This is a genomic window from Duganella sp. S19_KUP01_CR8, from assembly GCF_036688705.1.
Taxonomy (GTDB): Bacteria; Pseudomonadota; Gammaproteobacteria; order Burkholderiales; family Burkholderiaceae_D; genus Rugamonas.
Map to the genome: position 1 here is coordinate 222,572 of NZ_JAQQPR010000002.1, position 16,194 is coordinate 238,765.

Consider the following 16,194-nt stretch of genomic DNA (forward strand, 5'->3'; position numbering starts at 1 on the left):
GCTCATCGCTCCTGTTTGTCCAGCAGCAGCGCCGACAAGGTCAGGATCACCGGCACCGCCAGCAGCAGCGGCCAGAATGAGCCGCCCAGCTCGCCCAGGCCCAGCGCCTTGCTGAACACGCCGCGGCTGATGGTCAGGAAATGGGTGGCCGGGTAGATGCGGCCGATCAGCGCGCCGATGCCGCTCAGGCCGGACACCGGATTGAGCAGCCCCGCAAACTGCACGCAGGGGATGATGGTGCCTATCATGGTCACGAACAGCGCGGCGATCTGGCTGCGGGTGAAGGTCGACACCAGCAGGCCCAGGCCGGTGGCGCAGATCACGTACACCAGCGCGGCCAGGGTCAGCGCCAGCAGGCTGCCTTTGACCGGCACGCCGAACACGGTGGCCGCCAGCACGGTCAGCAGCGCGAAATTCAGCATGCCCAGCGCGACGTAGGGCACCTGCTTGCCGAGCAAGAATTCCAGCCGCGTTACCGGCGTCACGTACAGGTTGAGGATGGAGCCCAGCTCTTTCTCGCGCACCACCGACAGCGCGCTCAGCATCGCCGGGATCATCATCAGCAGCATCGGGATCACGGCCGGGATCATGGCCGGCAGGCTCTTGACGTCGGGGTTGTAGCGGTAGCGCGTCTCCAGCGTGCCGGCGCCGGCCAGCTTCATGCCCAGCCGGTGCTGCGCCAGGTCGGCCAGCCAGCCCATGTGCATGGCCTGCACATAGCCGCGCGTGGTCTCGGCCCGCATCGGCATGGCGCCGTCGACCCAGGCGCCGACCGTCACCGGGGCGCCGCGTTGCAGGTCGCGGCCGAAGCCGGGCGGGATCTCGATCGCCAGCGCCAGTTCGCCGCTGCGCATGCGGCGGTCCAGGTCGTCGTAGTCGGCCAGCGGCGCGCGCTCGATGAAGTAGCGCGAGCCGGACAGGTTGAGCGCGTAGTTTTGACTCAGGCCGCTCTGGTCGCGGTCCAGCACAGCGTAGGACAGATTCTCGACGTCCATGTTGATGCCGTAGCCGATGATGAACATCAGGATGGCCGTGCCCAGCAGCGCGAGCGTGGCGCGCACCGGATCGCGGCGCAGTTCCAGTGTCTCGCGCAGCGTGTAGCTGTAGGCGCGTTGCAGGCTGCGGCGCCAGCCGGCGCGCGGTGCGGCGGCCACTGCGGGAGGCGCCGGCGCCTCGGCAGGCGGCGCGGCATTGCCGGCCGCTTCTTCCAGGTAGGAGATGAAAGCCTGTTCCAGCGTGGCCACGCCGCGCATGGCCGGCAGCTCCGCCGGCGCGGCGCTGACCAGCACGCGGCCGGCGTGCATCAGCGAGATGCGGTCGCAGCGCTCGGCCTCGTTCATGAAGTGGGTCGAGATGAAGATGGTGACCTGGTCGTTGCGTGCCAGGTCGATCATCAGGCGCCAGAACAGGTCGCGCGCGACCGGGTCTACGCCGGAGGTCGGTTCGTCGAGGATCAGCAGTTCCGGCTTGTGCACCATCGCCACCGCCAGCGACAGGCGCTGGCGCACGCCCAGCGGCAGCTGTTCCGGCAGCGTGTCGAGCGCGCCGGCCAGGCCGAAGCGCTGCGCCATGTCTGCCACGCGGCCGGCGATCTCGGCCTCCGGCACGCTGAACATGCGCGCGTGCAGCACCAGGTTCTGGTGCACCGTCAGCTCGCCGTACAGCGAGAACGCCTGCGACATGTAGCCGACGCGGCGGCGGGTCGCCATGTCGTTGGCGTCGACCGCGCGCCCGAACAGCAGGGCGCTGCCCTCGGTGGCGGGCAGCAGGCCGGTCAGCATTTTCATCGTGGTCGACTTGCCGCAGCCGTTGGAACCGAGGAAGCCGAAGATCTCGCCGCGGCGGATGCGGAAGTCCACATGATCGACCGCAGTGAAGTCGCCGAACACCATCGTCAGGCCCTGCGCTTCGATGGCGATGCTGTCGCTGTCCTCGGCCGGCTGGAACGGCGGCACCGTCACCGCCCGATGGTCGCCGCGCTTTTCGTCCGGCAGCAGCGCGATGAAGGCTTGTTCCAGCGTCGCCGTGGCGGTGCGCGCGCGCAGTTCCTGCGGCGTGCCGGTGGCCAGCACCTGGCCGTCGTCCATCGCCACCAGCCAGTCGAAGCGGTCGGCTTCTTCCATGTAGGCGGTGGCCACCACCACGCTCATGGCCGGGCGCTGGCGGCGGATACGGGCGATCAAGTCCCAGAACTGCGCGCGCGACAGCGGGTCGACGCCGGTGGTTGGTTCGTCCAGGATCAGCAGGTCGGGGTCGTGGATCAGCGCGCAGCACAGGCCCAGCTTCTGCTTCATGCCGCCGGACAGCTTGCCGGCCGGCCGTTGCAGGAAGGGCGCCAGGCCGGTGCCGGCGGTCAGCTGGTCGATGCGACGGCGGCGGCTGGCGGCGTCGTGGCCGAACAGGCGGCCGAAGAATTGCAGGTTCTCTTCCACCGACAAGGTGGGATACAGGTTGCGGCCCAGGCCCTGCGGCATGTAGGCGATGCGCGGGCAGACGGCGTCGCGGTGGCGCTTGCCGCGCATGTCGCCGCCCAGCACCGTCACGCTGCCTTGCTGCACGGCGCGGGCGCCGGCCACCAGCGACAGCAGGCTGGATTTGCCGACGCCGTCGGGGCCGATCAGACCTATCATGCAGCCGGCCGGCAGGTCGAGGTCGATGGCGCGCAGCGCGCGGGTGGCGCCGTATTGCAATGTGACGCCGCGCAGGCCGGCGACGCCGGCCGCTGCGGTGTCGCTCATTGCGGCACCTTGATTTCCAGCTCGGCCGGCCACGGCGTCCTGGCGTCAAGCTGCACCCAGGCCACGCCGGGCAGGCCGGTCTTGACCAGTTTCACATGCTTTCGCAGCAGCGCCGGATCGATCTGGGCCTTGACGCGGAACATCAGCTTCTGGCGTTCGCTGGCCGTTTCCACCGTCTTGGGGGTGAACTGCGCGGTACTGGCGACGAAGGACACGCGCGCCGGCAGCACGTACTGCGGCGCGGCGTCGAGCACCACGCGCACCGGCGCGCCCAGCGCCAGCTTGCCGGCCGCCTGCTCGGGCACGAAGAAGGTCATGTAGACGTCGGCCAGGTCGACCAGGTTGAGCACCTTGCCGCCGCTGCCCAGCACTTCGCCGGGTTGCGCGATGCGGTACTGCACCCGGCCGGCGCGCGGCGCGGTCAGCGCGCTGTCGGCCAGGTCGACGTCGATGCGGTCGACCGTGGCCTGGGCGGCTGTGACCGAGGCGCGGGCGCCGCCGGCCTGGGTGCGGGCGGCGTCGATGGCGCTGCGGGCCGCTTCGGCCTGGGCCTGGGCGGCGCGGATCACGGCGCTGACGGAACGCACGCGGCTGCGGTCGTCGTCCACTTCCTGCTCGGACGAGGCGCCTTCCAGCACCAGCGTCTCGGAGCGCTTGAGGCGGCGCTGTGCGGCGTCGAGTTCGCTTTCGCGCTGCACCACCAGCGCTTGCGCGGCCTGGTAGTCGCTCTGGCGCACGGCGATCATGGCGTCGGCGCTGGCGACTGCGGTTTGCGCTTGCGCCTGGCGTGCCACGGCTTCGTCGCGCTGGGCTTGCAGCGAGGTCGCCTGCATGTGGGCCAGCACCTGGCCGGCGGCCACGAAGTCGCCTTCGTTGACGGCGATGTCCTGCAGCCGTCCCGCCAGCTTGGCGGCGACGTCGATTTCGGTCGCCTCGATGCGGCCGTTGCCGCTGGCGAATTCGGGGCCGGGGCCGGTGGGATGCATGCGCTGCCAGGCGTAGGCTGCGCCGGCCAGCAGGGCCAGGGCGACGGCGGCGGCGCCGAGTTTGCGTGTCAGGTCAGGAGTCATGGGCGGGAGTGGGGCAGGTGGGAGATGGCGGCCAGCGGCGGCGCGGCGACGACGGGATCGCCGCCGAGCGCGCTGTACAGGGCTATGCCGGCGCCCAGCAGGGCGCGGCGCAGCTGGATCAATTGTTGTTCGGCGCTGAGCAGGTCGCGCTGGGCGTCGAGCACGTCGAGGAAGGCGGCGGCGCCGCTGTCGTAGCGCAGCTGCGACAGGCGGGCGCGTTCGCGCTGCACCTGCAGCGCGCGTTCGGCGATGGCCAATTGCTGGCTCAGCCAGGCCTGGGCCGACAGCGCGTCGGCGACGTCGCGGAAGGCGCCCTGGATGGTTTTCTCGTAGTTGGCGATGGCGCTGTCGCGGCGCGCTTCGGCCAGGCTCAGGTTCTGGCGCCGGCGGTCGCCGTCGAACAGCGGCAGCGTGATGCTGGGGGCGAAGGTCCACGAGCGGCTGCCGCTGGCGAACAGGCCGTCCAGCTCGGCGCTGGCGGTGCCCAGCGCGGCGGTCAGGCTGACCTGCGGGAAGAAGGCGGCGCGCGCCGCGCCGATGCTGGCGTTGGCTGACTGCAGCTGGTGCTCGGCGGCGACGATGTCGGCGCGCCGCTCCAGCAGCGCGGACGGCAGGCCGGGGGCAAGTGCGGGCAGCGCATCGGCCAAGCCGACATCCACGCCGGCGGCGCGGCTTGCGACCGGGTTTGCGGCCGAACCGGTTGCCTGGCCTGCAGCGTCCAGCGCCGTCAACGCGGTGGCGCTGCCGACCAGCAGTTGCAGCGCGTGGCGCTTGCGCTCGCGTTCCTGCTCCAGCTGGCTGGTGAGCGCCTGCGCCTGCAACAGCAGGGTTTCGACCTGCGTCAGGTTCAGGCGCGAAGTGGAACCCACCGCCACCCGGCGCGAGTAGATGCGGTAGCTTTCCTGCCGGGTGGCCAGCGTGCGCCGTGCCAGCGCGATGCGCTGGTCGATTTCGCGCAGGTCGAAATAGCCCTCGGCCACATGGGTGATCAAGGCCATGGTGATGGCCCGGCGCGCGGCGTCGCTGGCCAGGTAGTCTTGCAGGGCGGCGTCGCGCAGGCTGGCCAGGCGGCCCCACAGGTCGATCTCCCAGGCGCTCACGCCGATCCCGGCCTGGTACTGGCTGGTGATCATCTCGTGGCGGGTCAGGCTGAGGTCGGCCGGAACCTGCTGGCGTTGGCCGCTCGCCTGGGCCGCCAGCAGCGGCAGGCGGGCCGCGCGTTCGATGCCGTACGCGGCGCGCACCTGTTCAACCCGCAGCGCGGCGATGCGCAGGTCGCGGTTCTGCGCCAGCGCTTCGTCGATCAGCGCCTGCAGCGCCGGCGCGGCAAAATAGGCGCGCCACTCGGGCAGCGCGGCGGTCGGCGTTGCGGCGGTGGCGCTGGCAGCGGGAGCGGCATAGCCGGCAGCCACCGGCAGCGGGGGCCGCACATACTGCGGCGCCATCGAGCCGCAGCCTGGCAGCAGCATTGCGGCGGCGAGCGCGGCCGCGGTCATGGCGGTGCGCGGCCTGGCGAACAGCGCAGGCTGGAACATAGTGAAACTCCTTGAACGGTGCTGGGTGATGCCGACAGTCAAGCGGCGGATGCAGTGTACGGCGACAGTCAAGCGCGTGTAATTGATGTAGATCAAAAATCAACAAATGGACGGCGGCAAGCGGGGGCCGCCGTCCATGGGGCGCTTACGGCCGCTGCTGGCGGTAGCGATGGGCCAGCATCAGCGCCAGCGCCGCCGAGGCGGTGCGGGCGGCGGCGTCGTCGGCGCGGCTGGTCAAGGCGATCGGCACGGCCGCCCCCAGCACCACGCCGCAGACGGCGGCGCCGGCCAGGTACTCCAATTGCTTGGCCAGCAGGTTGCCGGCCTCCAGGTCGGGCGCGATCAGGATGTCGGCGTGGCCGGCCACCTGCGAGACGATGCCCTTGGCGCGCGCGGCCATCGGCGAGATGGCGTTGTCGAAGGCCAGCGGGCCGTCCAGCAGGGCGCCGCTGATCTGGCCGCGTTCGGCCATCTTGCACAGGGCCGCCGCGTCCAGCGTGGACGGGATTTTCGGCGTCACCGTTTCCACTGCAGACAGGATGGCGACCTTGGGTTCGGCCGTGCCCAGCGCATGCGCCAGTTCGATGGCGTTTTGTACGATGTCGACCTTGTCCGCCAGCGTGGGCTGGATGTTGAGCGCGCCGTCCGAGATCAGCAGCACCTTGTCGTACAGCGGCACTTCGACCCGGAACACGTGCGACAGGCGCCGCGCGGTGCGCAGCCCCGGTATGGCCAGCACGGCGGCCATCAGTTCGTCGGTGTGCAGACTGCCTTTCATCAACATTTCCACTTCGCCGGCGGCGGCCATGGCAGCGGCGCGTGCGGCTGCCGCATGGCTGTGCGGCACATCGACCAGCTCGACGCCGGCTAGCGGCAGGTCGGCGCCCTCGGCCAGCGCCCGCAGGCGCGCCTGCGGGCCGACCAGCACCGGCACGATCAGGCCGTGCTTGGCGGCGTCGAGGGCGCCGCGCAGGGAGGCTTCGTCGCAGGGATGGACCACGGCGCAGCGCACCGGTGTCAGTGGCGCCGCGGCCTCCATCAGGCTGGCATAATTGGCGTGCACCTGGGACAGGTTCAGCGAAGGTAAATGGATGCGTGGACGGCGCACCTTTTCGCTCGGTGCGATCACCGTGGCGACGCCGGTCAGCACCACGGCGCCGGTCTGGTTCTTGATCTCGCAATCGAGCAGCACGTGTTTCTTGACCGGCTCCATGGCCGTCACGGTGGCCGTGATGCGCAACTCGTCGCCGATGCGCACCGGCTTGAGGAACTGCAGCGTCTGCGCCAGGTAGATGGTGCCGGGGCCGGGCAGGCAGGTGCCCAGCAGGCGCGAGATCAGCGCCGCGCCCCACATGCCGTGCGCGATCACGCCGTGGAACAGGGTGTGGCCGGCGTACTCCGGATCGACGTGGGCGGGATTGACGTCGCCGGAGACGGCCGCGAAGGCGGCGATGTCGTCCTTGCTGAGCGTTCGGCTCAGGCGCGCGCTCTGGCCTACACGCAATTCGTCGTAGGTGATGTTTTCAATGATGTCGTCGGGTTCGTTCATGGCAGGCGGATATGGTGGGTGATGCAGGGCAGTCTAGTGAGCGCGGTCGGGGAAGTATTTGATCCACATCAAATACTTCCGGGACGCCCCCCAACCATAATCTGTGCATCGTCAATCCAGGAGGGCATGTGAATACTGCACAGTTGAAATTAGTTCCGGCCACGGCGGCGTCGACGCCGCCGGTCAGGGAGGACGGCAATGCGCTTGACCTGTACCTGCAAAGCCAGGTGGCGCGGCTGACCGGCGGCGTGTCGCCGATCGCGATGTCGCTGGCGTTCCAGGACTGGTGGCAGCACCTGGCCGTCTCGCCGGGCAAGCGCAGCGAGCTGGCGGCCCAATGCCTGGGCGCGCTGGCCGCGACGGGCGCGCCCGCCACCGGCGAAGACAAGCGCTTCGATAATTTTGCCTGGCGTCAATGGCCGTTTTCACAGTATGTGAACAGCTTCAAGCAAGCCGAGCAGTTTTGGCGCGCGGCCACCACCGGCGTGCGCGGCGTGGCGCCGCATCATGCGCAGGTGGTGGCGTTCACCGCGCGCCAGTTGCTGGACATGTACTCGCCGTCGAATTTTCTCTGGACCAATCCCGAAGTGCTGCAGGCTGCGGCCGCCAGCGGGGGGCGCAGCCTGATCGACGGCGCGCTCAACTGGCGCAGGGACCTGTGCCGCCACCTGGCGCCGCCCGACATGGCGGTGCCGGAACCGACCGGGCCGAGCTACGTGCCGGGACAGGACGTGGCGGTCACGCCGGGCCATGTCATCTTCAGCAACGAGTTGATCGAACTGATCCAATACACGCCGCAGACCGAGCAGGTCTACCGCGAGCCGGTGCTGATCGTGCCGTCGTGGATCATGAAGTACTACATCCTCGACCTGTCGCCCCATAATTCGCTGGTGCGTTACCTGGTGCAACAGGGCCATACGGTGTTGATGTTGTCCTGGCGCAATCCCGACCGGCACGACCGTGACATGGGCATGGACGATTACCTGCAACACGGCGTGTTTGCCGCGCTGGAGCAGGCCGACCAGCTGGGCGGCGGCGCGCCGGTGCACGCGGTGGGTTATTGCCTGGGCGGCACGCTGCTGGCGATCGCCGCCGCCGCCATCGATTCGGGCGAGCACAGCCAGCGCGGCAAGCTGGCCTCGATCTCGCTGCTGGCGGCGCAGACCGATTTCAGCGAACCGGGCGAGCTGGGACTGTTCATCGACGACAGCGAACTGGCTTTTCTCGATGCGCTGATGTGGGACCAGGGTTATCTGGACGGCGACCAGATGGCCGCGTCCTTCCAGCTGCTGCATGCGCGCGACCTGGTGTGGTCGCGCATGATGCGCGAGTACCTGATGGGGGAGCGCACCGCGCCGAACGACCTGATGTCCTGGAACGCCGACAGCACGCGCTTGCCGTTCCGCATGCACAGCGAGTACCTGCACGGACTGTTCCTGCACAACGACCTGGCCGAGGGGCGCTATCTGGCGCAGGGCAAGCCGATCGCGCTGTCCGACATCCGCACGCCGATGTTTGTCGTCGGGACCGAGCGCGACCATGTGTCGCCATGGCGGTCGGTCTACAAGATCCATCTGCTGAGCGGCGCGGCGATTGATTTCGTGCTGGCCTCCGGCGGCCACAACGCCGGCATCGTCTCCGAGCCCGGCCACGCCAACCGCAGCTACCGCAGCCACCCCGCCAATACGGCGGCGGGCTACAGCAGTCCTGACGAATGGCTGAACAGCGCCGAGCGCACCGAAGGTTCATGGTGGCCGCACTGGCAGCAATGGCTGGTGCGCCATGCAAGCCGGCAGCGTGAGGCGCCGCCGGCGATGGGCCTGGGCCGGGTACTGGGTCCGGCGCCAGGCAGCTTCGTGCTGCAGCACTAAGGCAGCACTAAGGCAGCGCGGATGCGGCGCTGCCTCAGTCTTAGTGCGAGATCAGCACCGGCAGCGTCATCTCGCGCAATATGCTGCGGGTGGCGCCGCCCAGCAGGGTTTCATGCAGGCGGTGGTGGCCGTAGCCGCCCATCACCAGCAAGTCGCAGCCCCGTTCGGCCGCGGCGCACAACAGGGCCGAGCCGATTTCCACCGTGGTGAACTCGCGCATGACGTCCACCTGCACGCCGTGGCGAGACAGGAACAGCGCCATGTCGGCGCCCGGCTCCTTGCCGTGACGGGCCGGGTCGCGGTCAGCATTGAGCACCAGCAGCGTGACGCGTTGGGCCAGGCGCAGCAAGGGCAGGGCGTCGCTGAAGGCGCGCGCCGCCTGCGCGCTGCCGTCCCAGGCCAGCAGCGGATGGCGGATCGCATCGGCTGCACTGCCGGCGCTGGTCGAGGCCGGCGCCAGCAGCAACGGGCGGCCGCCTTGCAGCAGCAGTTCCGGCGGCAGCGGGCGGCTGACGCCAAACTGGATCTCGCCGGGATCGGTCTGGCTCAGCACCAGCAGGTCGGCATAGCGGGCGTGCAGCAGCAGGCCGCTTTCGGCGTCGTCCTCGTACAAGTTGCTGGACCACAGCTTGACGCCCGCGCCCGCCACCTCGCGTTCGAAGTTGGCCAGCGCGGCGGCGGCTTGATGGCGCAGGTGGTCGAGCACGTGCGGCGGCAGCGGCCAGGCGCCAAGGCTGTCGTTCCATTCCGCATAGCGCGAAATACCGGTCAGCGCGACCCCGGTCAGGTGGGCGCCGGTGGCCAGGGCGACCCTGGACGCCAGCGCGTAGCGGCCGGCCGCGTGCGGCGACTGGTCGCAGTGCACGACGATGGTTTTATAGCTCATCGTCGGGCCTCAATGCGACATCAGTACAGGCAGCGTCATCGACGCCAGCAGCGTGCGGGTGACTCCGCCCAGCACGGTTTCGCGCCAGCGCATGTGGCCGTAGGCGCCCATCACCAGCAGGTCGGCGCCGAGATCGGCCGACAGCGACAACAGTGCTTCGCCTATGCTGGCGCCTTCCGGCTTGGGCTGCTGCGACACTTCGACCTTGACGCCGTGGCGGGCCAGGAACAGCGCGATATCGGCGCCCGGTTCGGCGCCATGCACGCCGTACTGGTGTGCCGCATCGAATACCGCCAGTGTCACGCGGGCGCTGCGGCGCAGCAGGGGCAGCGCGTCGGTGACGGCGCGGGTGGCGGAACGGCTGCCATCCCAGGCGACCAGTGCGTGGCGGTCCATGTGCGGGTAGGTGCCGGCGTACGGCACCACCAGCACCGGCCGGCCACCGTTCAGCGCCAGGTGGGCGGCCAGGCCGGGTCCCATCAGCAGGCCTTCTTCGCCCGGCTCGCACTGGCTGAGCACCACCAGGTCGGCATAACGGGCCTGGAGCACCAGCCCGTCCTGGGGATCGTCGTCGCTGATGCGGCGCTCGTAGCGCACGTCGGCAGCGCTGGCCTGGGTTTCAAATTTGGCCAACGCCTGCTCGGCGTTGCTGACTAGTTCATCAAGCTGCTCCTGCGGCACCATGCCGGCATACATCATGGCGCTGGTGCGGAGGAGTTCCCCGGCGATGCCGGTGGTGGCCGCGCCGATCAGGTGCGCGTCCTGCTGGCTGGCCAGGCGGGCAGCCAGGGCGATGCGTTCCGGGGCGTGGTCCGAGTTGTCTACATGGACGAGTATGCTTTTGTAGGACATGACGTTCTCCTGATCAGATGAAAAACTCAGGCTAACAAACGGTATCCGCAAAATATATGATCTGAATCAAATATCCGGCAATACCTCAAAGAGTGCCGTGTGCCCGAAGCCCAGCTCATAGTCCAGAACGGAAATAACGGACGGTACGATGCGCATGAAGACCGCGCCCGGCCAGGTGGGGCCGTTGGCTGGGATCAGCTGGCGCAACTGGGGGAAACGGAACAGCATCAGGTCGGCCGCGTGCGCCGTTTCCTCGGCGCCGGCGACGATGGCGGCATGGCCGGCCAGCGACAGGCCGCGGATGTGGCGCCAGTCCGCGTACGGCGGCGTGATGGTGGCGGACACCTTGTCGTTCTGGCGGATGTTGTGCGCCTTCTGGCTGTCGAGGCCGATGCCTGCATACAGCGTCAGGCCATCGTTGACGAAGCTGATGACGGTGGCTTGCGGAAAACCGTCCGGCCGCACCGTGGCCAGCGTCATGTCATGCGTGGCGGCGAGCAGGTTGAGGATGAACTGGCGGTGGGTGCGGTCCAGTGCTTGCATGAGATTTTCCGGTGCCGTGAACGATGGATCAGGATGGCTTTGCCACCGCCACAGGCGTCGCGGACTGCAGCACGGTCAGTTCATCGGCAAAGCTGGTGAGCGCGACGCGATAGTCGTCCGCCAGCACGTCCTTCTGGCGCAGGCACATGCTGGCGACCGGCAGTTTGTTGCACAGATCGGCCATCGCACTCAGCACATCCCGGCCGCCGCTGCCGCCCATGGTGCAGAACAGGCCGATGCGGCGGAAATGGGGGCGCTGTTGCAGAATGTAGCTGCGCATGGGGGCGCTCATGCGTCCGGCCCAAACCGGCGTGCCCAGGATGACGAAGGCATAGTCGGCCGGGTTGCGCATGGCCGGGGCGATGTCGACGGCGGTGCCGCGCAAAGCTTGCCATGCCGAGCGCAGAAAACCCGAGATGCCTGTGCGCGGACGCAGGTCTTGTATCCGTTCCAGATCCGCGCCGCAAGCCCGGGCCAGCGCAGTGGCCACCTTGGCGGTGACTTCGGTTCGGGAGTAGTACACGATCAGAACTAGTTTCATGGCGGCTCCTTGCGCGGCACGGTGGCGAGGCTAGACAGTTAGACTCCCTGGCCACGCCACAGTTCCGCCGCCGATGGCCTTAGCTCGCGTTCAGGCCGCCGCCCAGCGCCTTGTACAGCGCCACCGCGTTGCCGAACTCGTTGCGCCGCAGTTCCAGCAGGGTTTGCTGGCTGGCGTACAGCAGGCGCTGCGCGTCCAGCAGCGCCAGGCGGCTGTCTTGGCCGGCGTCGTAGCGCAGCCGGGACAAGGCCAGGCGCCGCTCGGCGCTGCCGACCACGCGGGTCTGCGCCTCGATCTGGCGACCGTAGGTGGCGCGCCCGGCCAGTCCATCCGCCACTTCGCGGAAGGCGGTTTGCACGGCCTTTTCGTACTCCACCACGGCGGCGGACTTGCGCAGTTCGGCCAGCCGCAGTTCAGAGCGCAGCTTGCCGTGGTTGAACAGCGGCTGCGTGATCTGCGGCGCGAACGACCAGGTCCGCTGGCTGCTGTCGAACATGCCGGACAGCGACAGGCTCGCAAAACCCAGATTCGCCGTCAGCGAGATCTGCGGGAAGAACGCGGCCTTGGCGGCGCCGATGTCGGCGTTGGCGGCCACCAGTGCCTGCTCGGCCTGGCGGATGTCGGGACGGCGCGTCAGCAACTCGGACGGCAGGCCTGCCGGCAGTTGCACCAGCACCGGCTGCCGGTCCAGCGCGATGCCGGATGGCAGGCCTCCCGCCGCGTGGACACCGGTCAGCAGGTCCAGCGCATTGCCGGCCAGCGCCACGGCGCGCAGGCGCGCCTCGCGGTCCGCCTGCGCGGTGGCGACCTGGCCTTCCGCTTCTGCGACGTCGAGGCCGCTGCGCTGGCGGGCGGCCTTCAGTTGCTGGGCCAGTTCCAGCGAGCGCTGCCAGTCGGCCAGGGTGTGCTCGGTCAGTTGCAGCTGTTCTTCCGCCAGGCGTTGGGTGAAGTAGGCATCCGCGACGGCGCCGACCAGCGCGATCTGCGCGGCGCGACGGCTCTCGTCGCTGGCGACGTAACGCGCAAATGCCGCCTCGGACAGCGCGGCCACGCGGCCGAACAAGTCGAGCTCGAACGCGCTGATGCCGATGCCGGCGGACTTCTGGCTGTCCACCGATGCGGCGACCGCGCCGTTGGCGGCGCTGCGCTGCTTCACCAGGCCGGCGTTGGCGTTCACCGTCGGCAGGCGGGTGCTGTCCTGGATATCGAACTGCGCGCGCACGGACTGCACGTTGAGCAGGGCCAGCCGCAGGTCGCGGTTGTTTTTCAGCGCCAGATCGATCAGGGCCTGCAGGCGCGGATCGCCGAACATCGATTGCCAGCCAAGGTCGGCGCCGCTGGCGCCTACGCCAGCGGTGGCGCCAAAACTGCTCGGCACCGGCGCCACCGGCTTTTCCAGGACCGGCGTCAGCGAACAGGCGCCCAGCAACAGCGCCAGGCTTAGCGCCGCCGGGATGTGGATATTGCTCATCATGCTTCCTTCACTGCGATGCTCGCCGCCGGCTGGCGCTTGGCGCCGAACCGTTCAACGAGACCTAGTACAAACACATAAAACACCGGCACAAAGAAGATCGCCAGGATGGTCGCGGTGACCATGCCGCCGAACACGCCGGTACCGATCGCGTGTTGCGTCTCCGAGCTGGCGCCGCCAGCCAGCATCAGCGGCAGCACGCCCAGCGCGAAGGCCAGCGACGTCATCAGGATGGGGCGCAGGCGCAAGCGCGCCGCTTCGATGGCCGACTCCAGCAGGCCCTTGCCGTCCTGGTGCATCTGCTTGGCGAACTCGATGATCAGGATGGCGTTCTTGGCGGACAGGCCGATCACCGTGATCATGCCGACCTTGAAGAACACGTCATTCGGCAAGCCGCGTATCAGCACGGCGGCCACGCAGCCGATCAGGCCCAGCGGCACCACCAGCATCACCGACAGCGGTATCGACCAGCTCTCGTACAGCGCCGCCAGCACCAGGAACACTACCAGCATCGACAGCGCCATCAGCATCGGCGCCTGCGCGGCGGACTGCTTCTCCTGCAGCGAGATGCCGGTCCATGCGACCGCATAGCCGGGCGGCAGCTGCTTGGCCAGCCGTTCCATCTCCGCCATGGCCTCGCCGCTGGACGCACCGGGCGCGGCGCTGCCGCCGATGCGCGCCGACGGATAGCCCTGGTAGCGCACCATCTGCAGCGGCGTGTCGCGCCACTGCGGCGTGACCACTTCGCTCAGGCGCACCATGCCGCCGGCCGCGTTGCGCACGTGCAGGCGCAGCACGTCGTCCAGCTGCATGCGGGCGCCGGCGTCGGCCTGGATGATCACCTGCTGCATGCGGCCGTGGTTGGGGAAGTCGTTCACATACTGCGAGCCCATCGCGGCCGACAGCGTTTCGCTGATGCTGGTGAAGGCCACGCCCAGCGCTTCCGCTTTCTGGCGGTCGATATCGAGCTGGATGCTGGCGCCGTTCGGCAGGCCCTCGGGATAGGCACCCGCGACCAGCTTGCTGTGCGAAGCCAGTTCCAGCAGCTTGTTCTGCGCCGCCTTCAGCGCCGCATCGCCTTGGTTGGCGCGGTCCTGCAGGCGCAGCGAGAAGCCCGACGAGTTGCCGAGATCGTCGATGGCAGGCGGCATCACGCTCATCACCATGCCCTCGTTGGTCTGCGACATGGCCGCCTGGGCCAGTTCCACCTCGTGCTGCACGGTGGCGCCGTCGCGTTTGTCCCAGTCCTTCAGCATGGTGAAGGCGATGGCCGCGTTCGGGCCGCTGCCGGTGAAGCTCCAGCCGAGTATCGACTGGTTGTTGCTGATGCCGTTGCGCGTCACCAGGTGATCCTCGAATTTCTTGACGATGTCGAGCGTGCGTTCGGTGCTGGCATCGGACGGCAGCTGGATCGAGGTGATGAAATAGCCCTGGTCTTCCTCCGGCAGGAAGGATGCCGGCAGCAGGCGGAAGCCGAAGGCCAGCAGGCCGACCAGCACGGCGAACACCAGCATCACGCGGCCCGAACGCTTGACGATGCGCGCCACGCCGCTTTCATAGCGGGCGTTCATGCGGTCGAACTTGCGGTTGAACCAGCCGAAGAAGCCGGTCTTCTCGTGATGCAGCGGATCGACCGGTTTGAGCAGGGTGGCGCACAGGGCCGGCGTCAGCGTCAGCGCCAGGAAGGCGGAGAACAGGATGGAGACCGCCATCGACAGCGTGAACTGGCGATAGATGGCGCCCACCGAACCACTGGCCAGCGCCATCGGGATGAACACCGCCGTCAGCACCAGTGTGATGCCGATGACGGCGCCGGTGATTTCGCGCATCGCCTTCGAGGTGGCGGCCTTGGGCGACAAGCCTTCGGTCGCCATCAGGCGCTCGACGTTCTCGACCACCACGATGGCATCGTCGACGATGATGCCGATCGCCAGCACCATGCCGAACATGGTCAGCACGTTGACCGAGAACCCCAGCAACAGCATGACGGCAAACGTGCCCAGCAGCGCGATCGGCGCGACAATGGCCGGGATCAGCGTGTAGCGTATCTTTTGCAGGAACAGGTACATGACCAGGAACACCAGCACCATCGCTTCCAGCAGCGTATGCACCACCTTTTCAATGGAGATCTTGACGAACGGCGCGGTATCGAAAGGCACCGAGTAGCTGATGCCGGCCGGCAGGGTCTTGCTCAGTTCTTGCATGCGTTCGCGCACAGCCTGCGCCGTCTTGACCGCGTTGGCGCCGGGCGACAGCTGCACGGCGGCGCCGGTGGCGGCGCGGCCGTTCTCACGCGTGGCGCTGGCGTAATTCTGCGCGCCCAGCTCGACGCGGGCGACGTCGCCCATGACGACCTTGGAGCCGTCCAGGTTGGCGCGCAATACGATGGCGGCGAACTGTTCCGGCGTTTGCAGCTGGCCTTGCACGGTCAGCGGGATCGATACGCGCTGGCCGGGCAGGGTGGGCGTATCGCCGATGCGGCCCGGTGCGATCTGGGCGTTCTGCTGGGCGACGGCCGTGCTCAGGTCGCCCATGGTCAGCTTGTAGGAAACCAGCTTGTTGGGATCAACCCAGATGCGCATGGCTTTCTCGGCGCCGAACAGCTGCACGCGGCCGACGCCGGGGATGCGGCGCAGTTCCTCGACGACGTTGCGGGCCATGTAGTCGCTCAGGTCGATCTCGTCGTATTTGCCGTTGCTGGCGCTCAGGCCGACGATCATCAGGAAGCCGGAACCGGCCGATTCGACCGACAGGCCGTTTTGGCGCACCGCCTGCGGCAGGCGCGGCTCGACCGATTTGAGGCGGTTTTGCACGTCCACCTGCGCCAGCTCCGGGTTGGTGCCGGGCTTGAAGGTGGCGGTGATCTGCGCCGAGCCGGAAGTATCGGCCGACGATTCGAAGTACAGCAGGTTCTTGACGCTGGAGAGTTCTCGTTCGATCAGGCTGACCACGGCGTCGTTCATGGTCTGCGGCGTGGCGCCGGGATAGCTGGCGCTGATGCTGACGCTGGGCGGCGCCACCGACGGATAACGCTCAACCGGCAATTGCGGGATGGCGATCAGTCCGAACAGGACGATGAAGATGGCGATCACCCAGCCGAAGATGGGGCGGTCGATGAAAAATTGAGGCATGACTTAA

Annotated in this window: 11 protein-coding genes; 1 reads left to right on the forward strand and 10 read right to left on the reverse strand. The window is 68.3% G+C overall.

What is annotated here, in order from left to right; all coding sequences use genetic code 11:
- Positions 1-2: 2 nt before the first annotated feature.
- The 4 genes from rbbA to V6M89_RS02885 form a co-directional block, all read right to left on the reverse strand.
- Complete coding sequence (rbbA, locus tag V6M89_RS02870; RefSeq protein WP_332851736.1) at positions 3-2,738, reverse strand: ribosome-associated ATPase/putative transporter RbbA; 2,736 nt, start codon at positions 2,736-2,738, stop codon at positions 3-5.
- The gene (locus V6M89_RS02875; protein ID WP_332851737.1) at positions 2,735-3,808 is read right to left on the reverse strand and encodes an HlyD family secretion protein; all 1,074 of its coding nucleotides are present in this window, start codon (positions 3,806-3,808) and stop codon (positions 2,735-2,737) included. Before V6M89_RS02875 ends, rbbA begins: the two co-directional genes overlap by 4 nt.
- Entirely contained in the window at positions 3,805-5,343 is a 1,539-nt protein-coding gene (locus V6M89_RS02880) for an efflux transporter outer membrane subunit (RefSeq protein WP_332851738.1), read from the reverse strand. The genes V6M89_RS02875 and V6M89_RS02880 overlap by 4 nt, the downstream gene beginning before the upstream one ends.
- A gap of 145 nt (positions 5,344-5,488) precedes the next feature.
- A complete protein-coding gene (locus V6M89_RS02885) occupies positions 5,489-6,892 on the reverse strand; it encodes a bifunctional enoyl-CoA hydratase/phosphate acetyltransferase (RefSeq protein WP_332851739.1) in 1,404 nt (467 codons plus the stop codon).
- 128 nt (positions 6,893-7,020) lie between these two features.
- Between V6M89_RS02885 and V6M89_RS02890 the strand changes: the two genes are divergently transcribed.
- Complete coding sequence (locus V6M89_RS02890) at positions 7,021-8,763, forward strand: PHA/PHB synthase family protein (RefSeq protein ID WP_442881944.1); 1,743 nt, start codon at positions 7,021-7,023, stop codon at positions 8,761-8,763.
- A 40-nt stretch (positions 8,764-8,803) separates the two neighbouring features.
- Here V6M89_RS02890 and V6M89_RS02895 read toward each other — a convergent pair whose 3' ends face one another.
- From V6M89_RS02895 to V6M89_RS02920, 6 genes are all read right to left on the reverse strand, one after another.
- Positions 8,804-9,649 carry a universal stress protein gene (locus tag V6M89_RS02895; protein WP_332851740.1) on the reverse strand — a complete coding sequence of 282 codons (846 nt, stop codon included), beginning with the start codon at positions 9,647-9,649 and terminating at the stop codon, positions 8,804-8,806.
- Between the two features lie 9 nt (positions 9,650-9,658).
- Positions 9,659-10,501: a universal stress protein gene (locus tag V6M89_RS02900; protein WP_332851741.1), complete on the reverse strand. Its 843-nt coding sequence runs from the start codon at positions 10,499-10,501 to the stop codon at positions 9,659-9,661.
- A 66-nt stretch (positions 10,502-10,567) separates the two neighbouring features.
- Complete coding sequence (locus V6M89_RS02905) at positions 10,568-11,044, reverse strand: pyridoxamine 5'-phosphate oxidase family protein (protein WP_332851742.1); 477 nt, start codon at positions 11,042-11,044, stop codon at positions 10,568-10,570.
- A gap of 28 nt (positions 11,045-11,072) precedes the next feature.
- Positions 11,073-11,585 carry a flavodoxin family protein gene (locus tag V6M89_RS02910; protein WP_332851743.1) on the reverse strand — a complete coding sequence of 171 codons (513 nt, stop codon included), beginning with the start codon at positions 11,583-11,585 and terminating at the stop codon, positions 11,073-11,075.
- Positions 11,586-11,664: 79 nt separating this feature from the next.
- The gene (locus tag V6M89_RS02915) at positions 11,665-13,056 is read right to left on the reverse strand and encodes an efflux transporter outer membrane subunit (RefSeq protein WP_332851897.1); all 1,392 of its coding nucleotides are present in this window, start codon (positions 13,054-13,056) and stop codon (positions 11,665-11,667) included.
- Complete coding sequence (locus tag V6M89_RS02920; RefSeq protein WP_332851744.1) at positions 13,056-16,187, reverse strand: efflux RND transporter permease subunit; 3,132 nt, start codon at positions 16,185-16,187, stop codon at positions 13,056-13,058. Before V6M89_RS02920 ends, V6M89_RS02915 begins: the two co-directional genes overlap by 1 nt.
- Positions 16,188-16,194: the final 7 nt, after the last annotated feature.